The sequence below is a fragment of the Prosthecobacter sp. genome (genome assembly GCF_044222565.1).
In the GTDB taxonomy this organism is placed as follows: Bacteria; Verrucomicrobiota; Verrucomicrobiia; order Verrucomicrobiales; family Verrucomicrobiaceae; genus Prosthecobacter.
The window spans coordinates 48,391-62,739 of sequence record NZ_JBGANA010000001.1 but is presented as its reverse complement, the minus strand read 5'-3'; the positions used below and the strand labels follow the sequence as shown (position 1 = coordinate 62,739).

Genomic DNA, 14,349 nt, shown 5'->3' with positions numbered 1-14,349 from the left:
GGGAACCACTTTGTCGTATTGCAACAGGAAATTTTCACCTTTCCTCAGATCACCCGGTCATTCCCACCATCCACCGGAATCTGCGCGCCAGTGACCTTCGCAAACAGCGGGCTCGCCATGGCGCTGACCATGTTGCCGATGTCCTTGGATTTGATCTCCACCTTCATCAGGTTCTTGGTCTTGTACTCCTCGACCGTCATGCCGTAGCGTGTGGCGCTCTTCTGCAGCGCCTCGGGGGTCCAGAGCTTGGTATCAAACACGGCATCCGGGTGGACGATGTTCACGCGAATCTTGTTCGGCGCGAGCTCCAGCGCGGCCACACGGCAGAGCTGCGTGAGTGCGGCCTTGGAGCAGGAGTAGGCGCTGGCACCGGGGCCGGGAGCCTTGAAGTTGCGGCTGCCGACGAAGATGATGCTCGCATCAATGCCCTGCTTCACATACGGAATCACCTTGTTCATCAGCTTCTGATGGCTGGTGAGGTTGATCATGATCGTGCGGTCCCAATCGCTCTGCGCCATGGCGTCGAGATGATCGTTCTTCGGGAAGATGCCCGCGTTGCTGACGACGATGTCGATGCCGCCGTATTCGCGCACGGTGAAATCGATCGCGTCCTGCACCGGCTGGTCTTCCGTGAGGTTCACCACGATGCCGACCGCTCCGATCTTCTTCATGATCTCGGGGATTTCCTTGTCGATATCCAGACCGACCACCTGCGCGCCCTGTTCAGCGAGTGACTCCGCAATGGCAAAGCCGATGCCTGCTGCACAGCCGGTCACCAGCGCGACTTTGCCCTGATGCACCTTGCGCGCCGGACCTTTGCGCAGCTTTGCCTGCTCCAGATCCCAATACTCGATCTCAAAAATGTCCTTCTCCGGCAGCGGCTCCCAGCCACCGACTGCTTCACCAAGCTGAACTGTGGCAGCCGTCGATTCAGCGATGTCGGCCACGATTTTCGCATCCTTCAAAGTATCGCCAAAACTCACCACACCGTGGTTCGGCCAGATCGCAAAACGCGGTGCAGGATCCAGCATCGTCTGGCCATTGGCATAACGTGTGAAGTAAGCGGCATAATCATCCGCATACTTCTGCACGCTGGTGTCTAGGTCTTCTCCAATGAAAGCCGGTGCGCGCTTGGTGCGGATGCTGTGGTCAGGCGTCAGCGGCCCACGGGTGCCGAACTCAGCCACGTTGCCCAGGTTCGCATAACCCACCGCTTCAGGCGAGGCATTGAGGCGCGCGATCTGCGGGAAGCCGCGGCGCTTGGACACAGCCTGGCGCAGCTTTGCCAGTGCCATGAGGTCAGGGCTGGCCTCAGCCGATGCTGCTTTGGCACCTTTCTTCGCGAGGTATTCCTCCGCCATCGTCACCATCTCGATGTGCAGCTCGTAGCTTTTGCGCGCATCGTCATCAAAGGTGAACAGGCCGTGCTTCAGCAGCACCATGCCCTGGATTCCCTCTTTGCGCAGGTCGCGGTCCTTGATCAAATCCGCGATGGTCTTGGCCAGAATAAAGCCCGGCATCACGTAAGGGACGATGATCACACGACCACCATAGATCTCCTTCACGCGCGCCTCGCCATCGGCATTGCAGGTGAGCGCGGAAATGGCGTTCGCATGGCTGTGATCGACAAACTTAAACGGCAGGATCGCATGCAGGATCGCCTCAATGCTCGCTGCGGGGGCATTTGGGTTCGTCATCGCCGCCCGCTGTTGCAGCACCATGTCCTCATCGCTCATCGTGGGCAGCTTGGACATCTTGATCAGCGCCTCCATGCGCACGGGCGAGAAGCCGGCGCGCTCGATCGTCGCCAGATCCCAGCCGCTGCCCTTGACGTAGCAAAGCTCGACGGAGTCACCGAAAAAATCCTTCTCCGTCACCTTCACCGAGGTGTTGCCACCGCCGTGCAGCACGAGGGCGGGATTCCGGCCGAGCAGGCGTGAGGTATAGACGCGTTGTCCGAGCAGATCGGTGCCGAAAGTGGCGGCTTCTTGGTCGTTCCAGAGGGATTGCATGAGTGGGAAAGAGGGAACGCCAGACTTGGGGGAATGTGGGGGCTGTGTCAAGAGGTCAAGGGGTCAAGAAACCGTCAGAAAGACGTCACGGTTGAAGAGGTTAAAACCTCGTCAAATGGGCCTGCCTGACGGCACTTTCCGAATTTTGACGGCTTCCCCTCTTTTGACAGTCTTCAGGTCCCCTTGGGCGCCAGGCTCCGGCCTCCCATCTCCCCGAGCGTCCACTCATACTCACGCACGAGCTGGTCCACCACGTCCCCGCTGCGCATTTCCGGTGGCAGGACCTCCCAGGTGTAGGTTTCCATCTCGATGTGCTGGCATTTCGCAGGATTTGCCGCCAGCCAGTCCATCGCGCCAATCAGGTGATCCCTTGTGCTGTCAAAGCCGTCTCCCGGCTGCGCGTGGATGGGGATGTGGAAATGCACCCGCCACTCTTCGCCGAGACCGGCAGGGCTGGTCTGGGCGAACTGCAGCGCATCGGGCAGGTCCTTGAAACGGCGCAGCGGCTCATCCTTGCCGTAGCTGGCGATGACCTGGTGAAAATAAACCGGCTCGTCAAAGGCACGCAGCTTCTCCACATTCTCAGGCGTGGGCTTGAGCTTGAGCGCCGAGCTGAAGTGCAGCTTGCTCAGCCGGATGCCCGCCCCGGTGATGCGGTCCAGCGCCTTCTTGGCATCTTCAAATTCGATGGCCAGGTGGCAGGTGTCGTAGTTCAGGCCCACCAGTTTGAAAAAGTCCCGGTCCTTGGGATTGCGATCCAGATACAGTCCGAAAAACTTCAGCGTCTCGCCGCTTGTCTCAAACAAGCCGAGAGGTTCCGGTTCCAGGCCGAGGTGCAAATCGTGCCCGCTCTTCGTGGCGACTTTTTCAATGTGCTCGCGGCATAGGCGCAGATTGTTGAAAATTGCATTCATTTCATCCGCTCCGACGCCGAAGGTCTTATGAGAGCCCGGCAGCGTGCTCACGCTTCCGCTCACTCCCGGCGGCAGCAGTTGCGCCAGGATGTCGAACAGCAGATGGGTATAGTCGAGCCGCTCCTGCGTGCTCCAGTCCGGTTTGAAGACATGTTCCTTTACCCGTGTTCCGTGGAAGGAGCCGTAGGGGAACCCGTTGATGGTGAAGACGTAGCAGCCATTTGCCTCCAGCCAGGCTTTGAATTCGCCGATCTTGCCGGGTGCGCTCAGCTCAACCGCCGCCTGATGGCTCAGACGCAAGCCGATGCCATAGGGCTTGCCTCCGCTCACGCGGTCCTTCACGCGCAGCGTGTAGTTTTTGAGCCCGTTCCAAGTTTCCTCCCACGTTTCGCCGCGGTGGATGTTGGTGCAGTAGCCGAGATGGATGCCGTGGTTGAGGAGCATGCTGCTCAGTGCTCAGAACCACGCCCGCCGTCAAATGAATCGTCAGGCAAGTTGGCGGGCACGCCTTCGGCTCATTCTGCCTTTGCAGGGGAGATCAGCGCCAGAATTTCATCTGCCATCCTGTCCACCTCCTGCCATTGCTTGTCCTTCACCAGTTCCTTGATCCTGCCCATCTTGGACATGACCAGCCCCTGCTGCTTTGTGGCCTGCACCCAGGCGGGCAGTTCCTTTTGGATGCGCTGCATCTTGGCCTGCAGGGCTTCCGGGGAAAACCCGGCGGCTGCTGTTTCCACAAGGGCCTCGCCCTGTAGAAATTTGGCATAGGCTGCCAGCGGCTCGGGATCTTCCGCTGCGCGACGGAAAAAGTGCCCGCGCATCGCCTCGCCTCCGACTCCCCACGCAAACACGTTCACCATCACCGCGCCATGATTGAACATGCGCCCGAGGTAGGTTTCCATGGTGATCCCGCTCGGCATGCCAGTGGGGGAGACATTGGTGCCCTCGGCGGAAATCCATCCGGGAGAGCCATGGGCGGCCAGCGCGTTTTGGATTTCCTTGAACGTGCTTCCCTCCGGATAGGTTGAAAAACCAGGACGATAGGAGTTTCCAAACGCCACCTCGGGCGGCGAGAAATGGGAGGTCGTGTGAGCACTCTCCTTGGGGTCCAGCCCCTGCGGCGTGAAGGCGATATGGCAGAAGATTTTCTCGCGCGGGATGTCCTGCGCCCGCAAAGACGCCGCCCAGAGTTCGATGAACTCATGCACCACCTGGACACGCTCTCGATCCGCATCCTTGGGCGGGTTGCCTGCGCTGAATCCACGATGACTTAGCGCACGAAAACCAAGCGGCCGGCCCGTGTCAAAATCTCGGCCGATCATCGTCTCCCATCCGGCCATGAGTCCGGCGAAGAGATGCTCCTTCCCCGCGGCCTTGAGCGCTGCCATCTCCTTCCTCACCTCCGTGCCGATGAGCGTCGCGCGCTCTTTGACCGCAGCCACGATGGCAGGGCTGTTGAAACACATCTGCGGCGCAAACTTTGTGGGCGTGCGGCCCCAGTCCATGCGCCTGCCCGTGTTCGGAGTTTGCTTCCAGTCCATGGCTTCGATGTTGTCAGGATTGGAGATGAGATCTGTGCGCCGTCCCCAGCCCATCGAGTCATCGATGTGGAATGCCACGGCCACATCCTTTTCACGCGCCACCGCAAAGGCATCGCGGATGAACTGGCGCGTCTCCTCGTCAGGCATGTCAAAGCACAGCGGGCCCACGGCAAAGGCGAGCTTATGACGGGCATCCCCCGTGAGCCCGATGGCTTTCACCACGGACTGAACGAACTCTTCCAACTGCGCTTTGCTCAGGGAGAAACGGCCGGCCTCCGGGTGAAACTGACTGGCATAGCCGGGCAGGCCGGTCTGGAGCTGGAAGCTCAAGTATTGAGTCTCCGAGGCGGGACTGCTGGCAGTGAAAAGAGTGCAGGCGGTGGCGGCCGCCGCCAGGCGGGCGGTGAATTTCATGGTGATGGAATGGTTTGGGATGGCGCCTGTCAGCAGTTTACTTGGACTCCGGTTTGAGGAGTTCGAGCAGGCGGTCCAGCTCGGCCTCTGCCTCGGCAGTTTTTCCGGCTTCAATGAGCGGGCGGAATTTTTGTTCCATCGCCTGGAGGATTTCAGCCGGATCGCGGCCGCTGGCGGCATAGGTCTGCACACCGGTCTTCACGCTTTCCACTTTTTGCATGAGCCGGGCACGCGTGGCATCGGCGATCTGCGCGCCACCATTCTTGGTCATCTCGCGCAGCTTGGTCTGCTGCTCCGCATTGAGCAGATTTTTGACCGCCACCATCAGACCGACGTGGAGGTGCTTCACTTCGCGCTCGGCATCGAGCACTTTGTCGAGCTGGGCGAGGACGGCTGACTCCTCCGGACGCTCCTGCTTGACGAGCGCTGCCAGGGCGGTGTTCTCGGTTTCGAGTTTCTTCTTCAGTTCGCCATAGCTTGACTGCGTTTTCAGCAGCCGTGCTTTGATCGCTTCCTGCTGCTCCTGCGTCAGCCCGATCTGTGATTGCAGCTGCATGATCACTTCCGGCGGGACAAAGGCTCCTGCAAACGGGTCGTTTTTTGGTGCGGGTGAATCGGCTGCGAGCAGCGGACAGACGCAGAGCAGAAGGGAGGTGAGGAGGGTGCGTTTCATGGTGTGGGATGGTTAGAATGTGGAAGAAAGGAAATCAGAGGAGGGCAGCATGGAGGCCGTGGGAGACATCCACTCCGGCAGCGGATCCAGCGATGGCTCCGGCATATGGGCGATGGCGCTTTCCGTGGTGGCAAACACTTCCGTCAGCTCCGGCTGCGGACGCGCGGGCCTGCGTGAAAAAATTAGCAGACCGAACACACACGCTGCCGCCGCGGCAAGCGGACGCCAGACTTGCCAGCGCACAATCCGCGGAGGTTCCGCCCGTTCGCTCTCTGCCAGCCCGCCCAGCGCCACATCGAGATTGGCGTAATCTAGCAGCAGGGCGCGCAATGTGGCATCTGCCTTCAGTGCAGCTTGCAGCGCTTCGGATTCTTCCGCCGTGGTGTGTCCGGCGAGGTGTCGCTGGATGAGTTCATGCATGTCCGTTCTCATGTGAGTTCCTCCTGGTTCAGGGTGCGCCTTACGCACTCCAGCAGCACCTGCCGGATTCGTTGCAGCAGTTTATAAAGAGACATGGGCGTTTGGCCGCGCTGAGCCGCCAGCTCATCCATGCGCGTGCCCTTGGTGTAGGCCGCCAGCGCGAGATCCCGCCGCACCGTGGGCAGTTTTTGCAGGCAGGCTGTCAAAGCTTCTCGTTGGGCAAGGTGCCGCTGCTCCATCGCCGCGGACTCGTCCGCCAGCTGGCTCACCAGTTCGTCATCAAAGACATGGCGGTCACGTGCCTTGCTGCGCAGGTGGCGCAGCACCATGTTCCGGGCCACGCCGAAGGCCCAGGGGCGGAACTCATCGGCCCCCGCAAACTTCTGCCACAGGACCACCGCAACCTCCTGCATCACATCCGCGGCTTCCTGCGGTGAGGGCAGCAGCGAGCGGACAAACGTGCGCAGCGCCGCCTCATTCGCCGCAAAAAGGCGGAGAAACTGGCTGTGCTGGACGTCATCAACGGGTGTCGGCATAAACAGGCGGGTGTCTGCCAGATCGTCGTCAGCCGTTGCAGCATTTGCCCTTCTTTTTTATCAACCCCACAAAAAAGCGGGCGCCCGTTCAGGACGCCCGCTTCGGAATTCAAAACCGCCACATTCAAATCAAGGCAGAACCTTCACGGCGATGTCCTTGTAAAACGTAGTGCTCTTCGGGTCGTGGCCCTGAATGGCAAAGGTGCCGGCGCTCAGCTTGCGGCCGGGCATATTTTTGAGTTCTTTGGCAGGATCCCATCCTTCTGGCTCCATGAACTCCACTGTCACCTTGCCGTTGACGGCGATGGTGATCTTCTTGCCTTCGACCTTGATGTCGTAGTCAAACCATTCGCCGTCCGTGCTCGGAGCCAGCGGCACTTTGATGTGCTTGCCGCCTTCGGGTTCCTTCTGTCCTTCCAGCAGGGCCAGAATGTTGATCACCCCGTAGAGGCTGCCTGTCTTTTTCGGGTCGGTGTGCGTGCTGTTTACCTGGCACTCGTAACCAGCGTCCGGCCAGCCCTTGTCCTGGTACTTCGTATGAATGTACACACCGCTGTTGGAGCCGGGAGTGGTCTTGACCTTGAGCTTCAGCTCGAAGTTCTTGAAGCTGGCATTGCCATCAGCTCCCATGTAAAAGAGGTGGGCGCGTCCGCCGCTGACCTTGAGCTCCCCGTTTTCCACCGTGAACACTCCGGGAACTTCCTCGTTGGATTTCCAGCCGGAGAGATCCTTGCCGTTGAACAGGGTGGTCCAGCCTTCTTCAGCCTGGGCGGAGGTGAGTGCGAGCGCCGCGAGGGCGGTGAGTGTGAGTTGTTTGAGCATAGAGGGAGCAGGTTACGGAATTACAGAAGCAAGTTTCGCTAAAAAATCAGCATCGTGAGGACAGCAGGGTCAGCTGGCCTTCCGGGCCTTTTTCGAGGCGGGAGCGGTGTTGAGCTGGCTGTCTACCGCAGCCTTTTTCACTGCGGGAGCGCTGAGACTGCTCTGCAGCGACTCCGGACTCACTCCGAGGAACTTGGCGGTGCGTTCGGCGTCTTCTCCGAAGTGGCGGTAGGCCAGGCGGGAAAGCTCGCGCTCCACCCAGGGCAGCAGTTCGATGTCCGGACTTCTCTCGGCCACGCTTACGAGCATGCTCAGCGCATCGCGCATGCGGGTGACCGTGCTGGAGGGGTCCATGTGGCGCGCGCCTTTGCTGCCCAGTGGGATGTCCGAAGGCAGAAGGACGTCTGAATTGCAGAGGGCGCAGGCGCGCTGGATCGTGTTTTCCAGCTCGCGCACGTTGCCGGGCCAGTCATAGGCGTCCAGCATGTCCAGCGCGTCATCCGTGAAGCGCATCTGCGGCCCGCGGCGGCGGGCGGACAGGCGGTGCAGGAAAAACTCGGCCAGCAGCCGCACGTCCTCGCGGCGCTCACGCAGCGGCGGGATGTGGATGCGCACCACGTTCAGGCGGTAGAACAAATCCTCGCGGAAATTGCCCTTCGCCACTTCCTCTTCGAGGTTCTTGTTGGTGGCGGCGAGCACGCGCACGTCCGTCTTCAGCGTCTGGTTGCTGCCCACCCGGGAGTACTGGCCTTCCTGCAGCACGCGCAGCAGCTTGCTCTGCACCGCCAGCGGCATGTCGCCGATTTCGTCCAGGAAAAGCGTGCCGCCGTCGCACTGTTCGAAGCGGCCCACACGCTGGTTCACCGCACCGGTGAAGGAGCCTTTTTCGTGGCCGAAAATTTCACTTTCCAGCAGGTTGTCCGGAATGGCCGTCACGTTGATGGCCACAAACTCCTTCTGCGTACGCGGGCTGAATTTATGGATCGCCCCGGCCACCAGCTCCTTGCCGCAGCCGCTTTCTCCCGTGATCATCACCGGCGCGTCAGAGCGTGACACGCGGCCGATCAGCTTGAAAACCTCCTGCATCGGCGCCGAGCGGCCGATGATCGTCTCTTGAATCGACTCGGTGGGCACTTCCGCCGCTTGCGCACGGGTGACCTTCCGTGCTTCGATGGAGGTCAGCGCGCTTTCCACCACGGTGCGCAGCTCATAGGGCAGGCGTTCTTTTCCCAGCACATCGTAGGCTCCCAGGCGCATGGCCTCGATCACGTGGCTGGTGGTGGCCGTGCCGCTGAAAAGGATGACCATGGACTGCGGATCCGTCTGGCGCAGCCGCTTCAGCAGTTCGATCCCCGTGGTGCCGTTCAGGCGCACTTCGGAGAGCAGCAGGTCCGCACGTCTTTTGACGTAAGAGGCCAGGGCGTCTTCGCCCCGCTCAAAGGTGCTGATGGAAACGCCGGGCGCTTTCAGATGGGCGGCGGCCCATGCGAGGAAGTCGGCATCTGGATCCACGATGATCAGGTGGGTATCCGGGTTATCTGGCATTAGGATCGTTTGTCGTGGGTTGGGACTGCGTTATCGCAGCAATGGGAGGGGAGGTCAACATCTGTCATACGCCGCCGAAGCGGCGGTGGCGCTGGTGGAAGGCGCGGATGGCGGTTTTCAGATCCTCTTTGGAGAAGTCCGGCCAGAGCTTTTCGGTGATGTAAAACTCCGTGTAGCTAACCTGCCAGAGCAGAAAATTCGACAGCCGCATTTCACCGGAGGTGCGGATCAGCAAGTCAGGATCGGGATAGTACCGCGTGTAGAGGTGTTTTCCGAACATCTCCACATCAATCATGGCCTTGTCCAGGTGGCCGCTCTCCACACTCTGCAGCAGGCTCTTCACGCCGTCGATGATCTCCTCCCGGCCCCCGTAGCTCAGCGCCAGGATCAGCGTCAGCCCGGTGTTTTGGGAGGTCGCCTCGATGCAGCGGTGCAGCTCGTTCTGGCAGGACTGCGGCAGGTCATGCAGTCGGCCGATGGCCTGCAGCCGCACATTTTGCTTCATCATCAGCGGCAGTTCGCCGCGCAGGAAAATCTCCAGCAGCTTCATCAGCGCCTCGACTTCGCGCTTCGGGCGCTTCCAGTTTTCAGACGAAAATGCGTAAAGCGTCAGGAATTCCACGCCGATCTCACTGCCGCACTCCACCACCCGGCGCACAGTTTCCGCGCCGGCCCGGTGTCCCTCCGTGCGCGGCAGCCCGCGCTCCTTCGCCCAACGTCCGTTGCCGTCCATGATCATGGCGATATGGCGGGGGATGGGTTTCAGATCATCGTTGGGGCGACTCATGCGAAGGGAAAATCTACCGCATGCTGCACTCTGCGCCAGAAAGTTCTGCGCTCGTACGACGGATGTGGCGGATTGCTGCAATCATGTCGCGCAAAGATGCTGCATGTGCGTTAAGTTTTTTGTGCACGATGAATTCCGCGACCACCGCCAGTCTGATCTGCCCGGCCTGCGGCCAGGCCTTTCTCTCCATGCAGCACAGCATGGAGGGCGTGGCGCAGTGTCCTCACTGTGCGTACAGCGCGCCGCGCGGCTCCTTCGGCACGCAGGCCCAGGTGGCCGGAGTGGCGCAGGTGCGGCGCCGTGTCTCGCAGACCCAGCCTTTGCAGGGCATGCAGCCTCCGGTGATTCAGCCGCAGGCACCTTCCACCTTTTCACCACCTGCGGCAGCCTGGCCCGGCATGCAGTCTCCCGGGGCTCAGCCGCCCGCCCCTGCTTTCGTGCGGCCTCCCCTGCATTTCTCCCAGGCGCTCGTGCCCACGGGCGCGCCTCCTCCGTCGCCGGAGGCATTCGTCACACCGCCCCACCTGCGCGGTTCTCCCTGGCGCAGTGCCTTCATCATTCTGGCCTTTGCGGTCGTGTGCGGTGGTGCACTCTGGCTTTGGTGGGACAGCGCCAGCGCTGCCACTGGCACTCCGGCGCACGGCACCGCCCAGGCCTCCCTTGCGGTGCCCGCACCACAGGCGCAGCTGCCTCCGCAGCCCCAGATCGCCCGTGCGGTGATTCCCGAGCCTGACATGTCCGTCTTTTCCGCGGACGCCAAAGCTCTTGTCACGGAGTTGTTTGCAGCGGACACACCCGAACGCCGGGCGGCCTGCATTCACGAAGCGGGAAAACACCGTGACGAAATCGAAGCGCTGCTGGGTCCGGCTGCCACGCCCAAAGTCGAGTCCCGGCTGCTCTCTCCCATCCCCGGAATGCCGCTCACGCTGCCCGGCGCCCAGCCCGTCCCGCTGTTCAAACTGGTCACGTCCGCCTGTCCCACGGGAGCTTTGCTCCGTCTCGAAACAGGCGCCGATGGCAGACGCCGCATCAGCTGGCCGCTGCTGTTCGAGACCCACTCTGCCGCTCTGGCGGGTTTTCTCAATCGCTCCTCTGCGGATCCCGCCTGGTTTCACATGGGTTTGCGCCCCACTCATGGCCTGGACATCGCCTCCGAGCTGCGCTCCAAATACCTCACCTTTGACGTGCAGGTCTCCGCCGGCGGCGTACCGCATTACGTCGCCTGCGTCGAGCGCGACTCGCCGCTGGGCCGTTTCATGGACCGTGAAACCGAATGGGGAAAGGCGTATCTCGCCCGCTTGCTGGTGCGCAGACTCGAAGTCAAAGCTGACGCGCCCTGCCTGCTGGTGATCGACTGTGAAGGTGCGCAGGAGCGCTGAAGAGACACAGGCGTTTCACCTGTGTCCCTTGTCCCGCTTTTGGCACGGCGTCCTCACTGTTACTTATCCCGCGGCGGCTCATTCGAGCGCTTCTCATCCTCGCGGGCGAGTTCCTCCAGCGTCATCTCCCGTGGCGGTGCGTCCGCCGCATCTTCCTCGGGCATCTTGGAGCTTTGGTCCTCTCCCAGGTCCTCCTCCTCGGCGTGCTCGACTTCAGGTGGCGGCGCGGACGGCTTGGCGGCAGGCGCCTTGTAGTCGTCGTCACTGTCATCGTCATCATCGTCGCCGGAAGACCACGGATTGTAGTTCTCGTTGTCCCAATCGTCCGGACCCTGCTCCTCGATTTCCTTCGCATCCTTGTCGATTTCCGCGTAGTACTCAGGGTAGGCCGCGCGGTCCTTCTTCTCCATGAAGTAGGCCAGCCAGATGCAGGTCTCATAAAGCAGGTACAGCGGCGCGGCCAGCACCAGCATGGTGAACGGATCCGGCGTCGGCGTCACGATGGCGGAGAAAATCGCGATGGCCACGATCGCATACGAGCGCGTCGAGTTCATCAGCTTGAAGTTCAGGAAATCCAGCTTCACCAGCACCATCACAATCACCGGCAGTTCAAATGCCACGCCAAACAGCAGGATGAAACGCGTGGCGAACTTCACGTAGTCCGCCAGCCTCCATCCATTCAGCAGCCCCAGGTCGTTGTTGAAGGTGTAGAAAAACTCCAGCGCCTTTGGCAGCACGACATAAAAAGCAAAGCACGAGCCGATCAGGAACAAGCCCGCCCCGAGTCCGATGGCCGGAAAGATGGCCTTCTTCTCCGCCGGTTTCAGGCCTGGCAGGACGAACTGCAGCAGGAAAAACAGCAGCAGCGGAAACGACAGCATCACCCCCGCGATCAGCGCCAGGTTCATTACCATCATGAAGCCCTCCTGCGGCGTCAGGATCTGCAGCATGTTCTTGAGATCCTGCTCCGATTTGACCACCCCGGTCCACCACAGCGGCAGTTTGATGATCGCAAACAGCTTGTCGTAAAAGGTGAAGGTGATGATCGAGGACACCAGCAGTGTCGTGACCATGCGCACGATCATTTTGCGCAGGTCTTCGAGGTGATCGAGGAAGGGTTTTTCCTCGTCGCCTTTGCCGCCAAGATTCATGGCGACTTTTTCTCGAACTTTAAAGACTTTTTGAAGAAGGCCGGACCACATGGGAATGAGAAGGGTAGGGGATTGCGGGTGCGTAGGACTACGGCAGTCCTTGGGCCGCGATCCGTGCGAATAGTGCCAGCGTCAGGGCGTTGGTGATCGCATTGGCAGCAATCATCCCCCGCAGTTCTCCCGCGCTCACATACCGCACGTCGCTGATGTGTTCGCTTCCATCCGGTTCCGGACGGCTGACGACACACACGGGCTTCGCCGTAAACAAATAAACGATCTCGTCGGTAAAACCTTGCGAAGGAAAAAACCAGCCCAGCGATTGCAGTGTCCCGAGATCCGGATGCAGCGCGCAGCCGCACTCCTCACGCAGTTCATTTTGAATCGTATAGATGAGCGACTCCCGCGTCACTTCGGTGTCGATCTGCCCGGCAGGAAATTCCCACAAGGTCTGCATCACCGGCAGGCGCTCCTGGTGCACCATCACAAACCGTCCGTCCTCCAGCACCGGGGCGATCGCCACCGCGGCCTTGCGCTTCACCACCATCCACGGCACTTCCCTTTTGCGGCTAGGAGTCGTGAAATAGGCCTTTTCCACCCCCACATGCGGGTTGGCAAACAGCACCTCGCTGCGGGTTTTCTCCCAGCCGTCTTCGGCTCCAGGTTTGTAGAGTTCAAAATCCGGGATCTGCATGCCTGTCACGCTGGGGTCAAAGCTTTGCGCCAGCGGGCCAGCTGCGCTTTTACATTCTGCGGCGACGGTGCCCCGATGCCCTTGCGTGCCACCATCGCGGTCTCCAGATTCAGGCAGGCCGTCACATCTGCCTCAAAGGCCGTCGAAAAGCGCTGAAATTCCTCCAGCTTCATGTCTCCAAACGCACGCTGCTGTTCGATCGAGTAGGCCACCAGTTTGCCGATCACTTCATGCGCCTGCCGGAACGGCACGCCATGGTTCACCAGATAGTCCGCCAGATCCGTCGCCAGCAGCATCGGGTCGCTCGCGGCCGCGGTCGTCTTGGCACGGTTCACATCCATGCCGGTGATCATCTCAGTGAAGACCTGCAGCGCCACGTCGATCGTGTCGATCGAGTCAAACAGCGGCTCCTTGTCCTCTTGCAGGTCTCGGTTGTACGTCATCGGCAGCCCCTTCAAAAGGGTCAAAATGCTCATCAGGTTGCCAATCAGTCGCGCCGACTTGCCACGCGTCAGTTCCGCCACATCTGGATTCTTTTTCTGCGGCATCAGTGACGAGCCCGTTGTGTGCGCATCGCTCAAAGTCACAAAGCCAAACTCCGCGCTCGCCCACAAGATCACGTCCTCGCTCAGGCGGGAGAGATGCACACCGAGCAGCGAAATCGCAAACAGCAGCTCAGCCACAAAATCACGGTCGCTCACCGCATCCATCGAGTTCTGGGTTACGCCGTCAAACTGCAGCTGCTGCGCCACAAATTCACGGTCCAGGATGATCGTGCTGCCAGCCAGCGCGCCCGATCCCAGTGGCATCACATTGAGGCGCTTGCGGCAGTCCGCCAAACGGGCGGCATCCCGGTCCAGCATTTCCACATACGCCAGCAGATGGTGGGCAAACAGCACCGGCTGCCCGCGCTGCAGGTGCGTGTAGCCCGGCATCACCGTTTCGCCCCCGCGCTCCGCGCATTCGATCAGCGCCGCCTGCATGGCTTTGACGAGGTCAGTGATCCGACCGATTTCAGCACCGCAGTACAGCCGCACATCCGTCGCCACCTGGTCATTCCGGCTCCGCGCCGTGTGCAGCTTCGCTCCCGCGGGGCCGATGCGCTTGGTCAGCTCCGACTCGATGTTCATGTGCACATCTTCCAGCGACTCTTTGAACTCAAAGTTCCCCGCTTCGATCTCCGCACGAATGGCCAGCAACCCCGTTTCGATCTGCTGCTGCTCCTCAGCGGTCAAAATGCCCGCCTTCAGCAGCCCCTTGGAATGCGCAATCGATCCGGCGATGTCATGGGCGAACAAACGCCAGTCAAACGACACGGATTCTCCGTAGCGCTGCACGAGAGCGCTGGTTTCCTGAGCAAAGCGGCCTTTCCACATAAATTTTCGAGGGCGCGCAGACTAGCGGCTTTCACCACCGGCGCAACCACCACGGCGGCAGATCCAAAAGCAATTGGCAGCCGGGTCC

13 protein-coding genes are annotated in these 14,349 nt (G+C 60.8%); 1 reads left to right on the top strand and 12 read right to left on the bottom strand.

Annotation, left to right across the window (positions count from 1 at the left end):
• Window positions 1-44 precede the first annotated feature (44 nt).
• The 9 genes from ACILSR_RS00265 to ACILSR_RS00225 all read right to left on the bottom strand — a co-directional run bounded on the left by ACILSR_RS00265 (window position 45) and on the right by ACILSR_RS00225 (window position 9,664).
• On the bottom strand, window positions 45-2,012 hold the full coding sequence (locus ACILSR_RS00265; protein WP_395747714.1) for a bifunctional aldolase/short-chain dehydrogenase: 1,968 nt from the start codon (window positions 2,010-2,012) through the stop codon (window positions 45-47).
• Window positions 2,013-2,185: 173 nt separating this feature from the next.
• Complete coding sequence (gene eboE / locus ACILSR_RS00260; RefSeq protein WP_395747713.1) at window positions 2,186-3,370, bottom strand: metabolite traffic protein EboE; 1,185 nt, start codon at window positions 3,368-3,370, stop codon at window positions 2,186-2,188.
• Between the two features lie 71 nt (window positions 3,371-3,441).
• Window positions 3,442-4,881 carry a hypothetical protein gene (locus ACILSR_RS00255; RefSeq protein WP_395747712.1) on the bottom strand — a complete coding sequence of 480 codons (1,440 nt, stop codon included), beginning with the start codon at window positions 4,879-4,881 and terminating at the stop codon, window positions 3,442-3,444.
• Window positions 4,882-4,918: 37 nt separating this feature from the next.
• Window positions 4,919-5,554 (bottom strand): Spy/CpxP family protein refolding chaperone, encoded by a 636-nt coding sequence (locus ACILSR_RS00250; RefSeq protein ID WP_395747711.1) that lies wholly within the window; start codon window positions 5,552-5,554, stop codon window positions 4,919-4,921.
• 12 nt (window positions 5,555-5,566) lie between these two features.
• Complete coding sequence (locus ACILSR_RS00245; protein ID WP_395747710.1) at window positions 5,567-5,986, bottom strand: hypothetical protein; 420 nt, start codon at window positions 5,984-5,986, stop codon at window positions 5,567-5,569.
• A complete protein-coding gene (locus tag ACILSR_RS00240) occupies window positions 5,983-6,510 on the bottom strand; it encodes a sigma-70 family RNA polymerase sigma factor (protein WP_395747709.1) in 528 nt (175 codons plus the stop codon). The genes ACILSR_RS00245 and ACILSR_RS00240 overlap by 4 nt, the downstream gene beginning before the upstream one ends.
• Window positions 6,511-6,639: 129 nt before the next feature.
• Window positions 6,640-7,332, bottom strand: a complete 693-nt coding sequence (locus ACILSR_RS00235; protein WP_395747708.1) for a DUF1080 domain-containing protein — start codon at window positions 7,330-7,332, stop codon at window positions 6,640-6,642.
• 69 nt (window positions 7,333-7,401) lie between these two features.
• A complete protein-coding gene (locus tag ACILSR_RS00230) occupies window positions 7,402-8,877 on the bottom strand; it encodes a sigma-54-dependent transcriptional regulator (protein WP_395747707.1) in 1,476 nt (491 codons plus the stop codon).
• Between the two features lie 64 nt (window positions 8,878-8,941).
• Entirely contained in the window at window positions 8,942-9,664 is a 723-nt protein-coding gene (locus ACILSR_RS00225) for an isoprenyl transferase (protein ID WP_395747706.1), read from the bottom strand.
• A 128-nt stretch (window positions 9,665-9,792) separates the two neighbouring features.
• Here ACILSR_RS00225 and ACILSR_RS00220 point away from each other — a divergent pair, with 128 nt between their 5' ends.
• Complete coding sequence (locus tag ACILSR_RS00220; protein WP_395747705.1) at window positions 9,793-11,043, top strand: hypothetical protein; 1,251 nt, start codon at window positions 9,793-9,795, stop codon at window positions 11,041-11,043.
• Window positions 11,044-11,102: 59 nt separating this feature from the next.
• Here ACILSR_RS00220 and tatC read toward each other — a convergent pair whose 3' ends face one another.
• From tatC to argH, 3 genes are read right to left on the bottom strand one after another with little or no spacing between them, the layout of a single operon-like run.
• Window positions 11,103-12,245: a twin-arginine translocase subunit TatC gene (tatC, locus tag ACILSR_RS00215; RefSeq protein ID WP_395747704.1), complete on the bottom strand. Its 1,143-nt coding sequence runs from the start codon at window positions 12,243-12,245 to the stop codon at window positions 11,103-11,105.
• A 37-nt stretch (window positions 12,246-12,282) separates the two neighbouring features.
• Window positions 12,283-12,885 carry an NUDIX hydrolase gene (locus ACILSR_RS00210; protein WP_395747703.1) on the bottom strand — a complete coding sequence of 201 codons (603 nt, stop codon included), beginning with the start codon at window positions 12,883-12,885 and terminating at the stop codon, window positions 12,283-12,285.
• Between the two features lie 5 nt (window positions 12,886-12,890).
• Window positions 12,891-14,261, bottom strand: a complete 1,371-nt coding sequence (gene argH, locus ACILSR_RS00205; RefSeq protein WP_395747702.1) for an argininosuccinate lyase — start codon at window positions 14,259-14,261, stop codon at window positions 12,891-12,893.
• Window positions 14,262-14,349: the final 88 nt, after the last annotated feature.

Coding starts and splice junctions, on each gene's coding strand:
- eboE (WP_395747713.1), bottom strand. CDS start 3,370: ATGCTCCTCAACCACGGCATCCATCTCGGCTACTGCACCAACATCCAC.
- argH (WP_395747702.1), bottom strand. CDS start 14,261: ATGTGGAAAGGCCGCTTTGCTCAGGAAACCAGCGCTCTCGTGCAGCGC.
- ACILSR_RS00235 (WP_395747708.1), bottom strand. CDS start 7,332: ATGCTCAAACAACTCACACTCACCGCCCTCGCGGCGCTCGCACTCACC.
- ACILSR_RS00250 (WP_395747711.1), bottom strand. CDS start 5,554: ATGAAACGCACCCTCCTCACCTCCCTTCTGCTCTGCGTCTGTCCGCTG.
- ACILSR_RS00230 (WP_395747707.1), bottom strand. CDS start 8,877: ATGCCAGATAACCCGGATACCCACCTGATCATCGTGGATCCAGATGCC.
- ACILSR_RS00240 (WP_395747709.1), bottom strand. CDS start 6,510: ATGCCGACACCCGTTGATGACGTCCAGCACAGCCAGTTTCTCCGCCTT.
- ACILSR_RS00265 (WP_395747714.1), bottom strand. CDS start 2,012: ATGCAATCCCTCTGGAACGACCAAGAAGCCGCCACTTTCGGCACCGAT.
- tatC (WP_395747704.1), bottom strand. CDS start 12,245: ATGTGGTCCGGCCTTCTTCAAAAAGTCTTTAAAGTTCGAGAAAAAGTC.
- ACILSR_RS00220 (WP_395747705.1), top strand. CDS start 9,793: ATGAATTCCGCGACCACCGCCAGTCTGATCTGCCCGGCCTGCGGCCAG.
- ACILSR_RS00225 (WP_395747706.1), bottom strand. CDS start 9,664: ATGAGTCGCCCCAACGATGATCTGAAACCCATCCCCCGCCATATCGCC.
- ACILSR_RS00255 (WP_395747712.1), bottom strand. CDS start 4,881: ATGAAATTCACCGCCCGCCTGGCGGCGGCCGCCACCGCCTGCACTCTT.
- ACILSR_RS00210 (WP_395747703.1), bottom strand. CDS start 12,885: ATGCAGATCCCGGATTTTGAACTCTACAAACCTGGAGCCGAAGACGGC.
- ACILSR_RS00245 (WP_395747710.1), bottom strand. CDS start 5,986: ATGAGAACGGACATGCATGAACTCATCCAGCGACACCTCGCCGGACAC.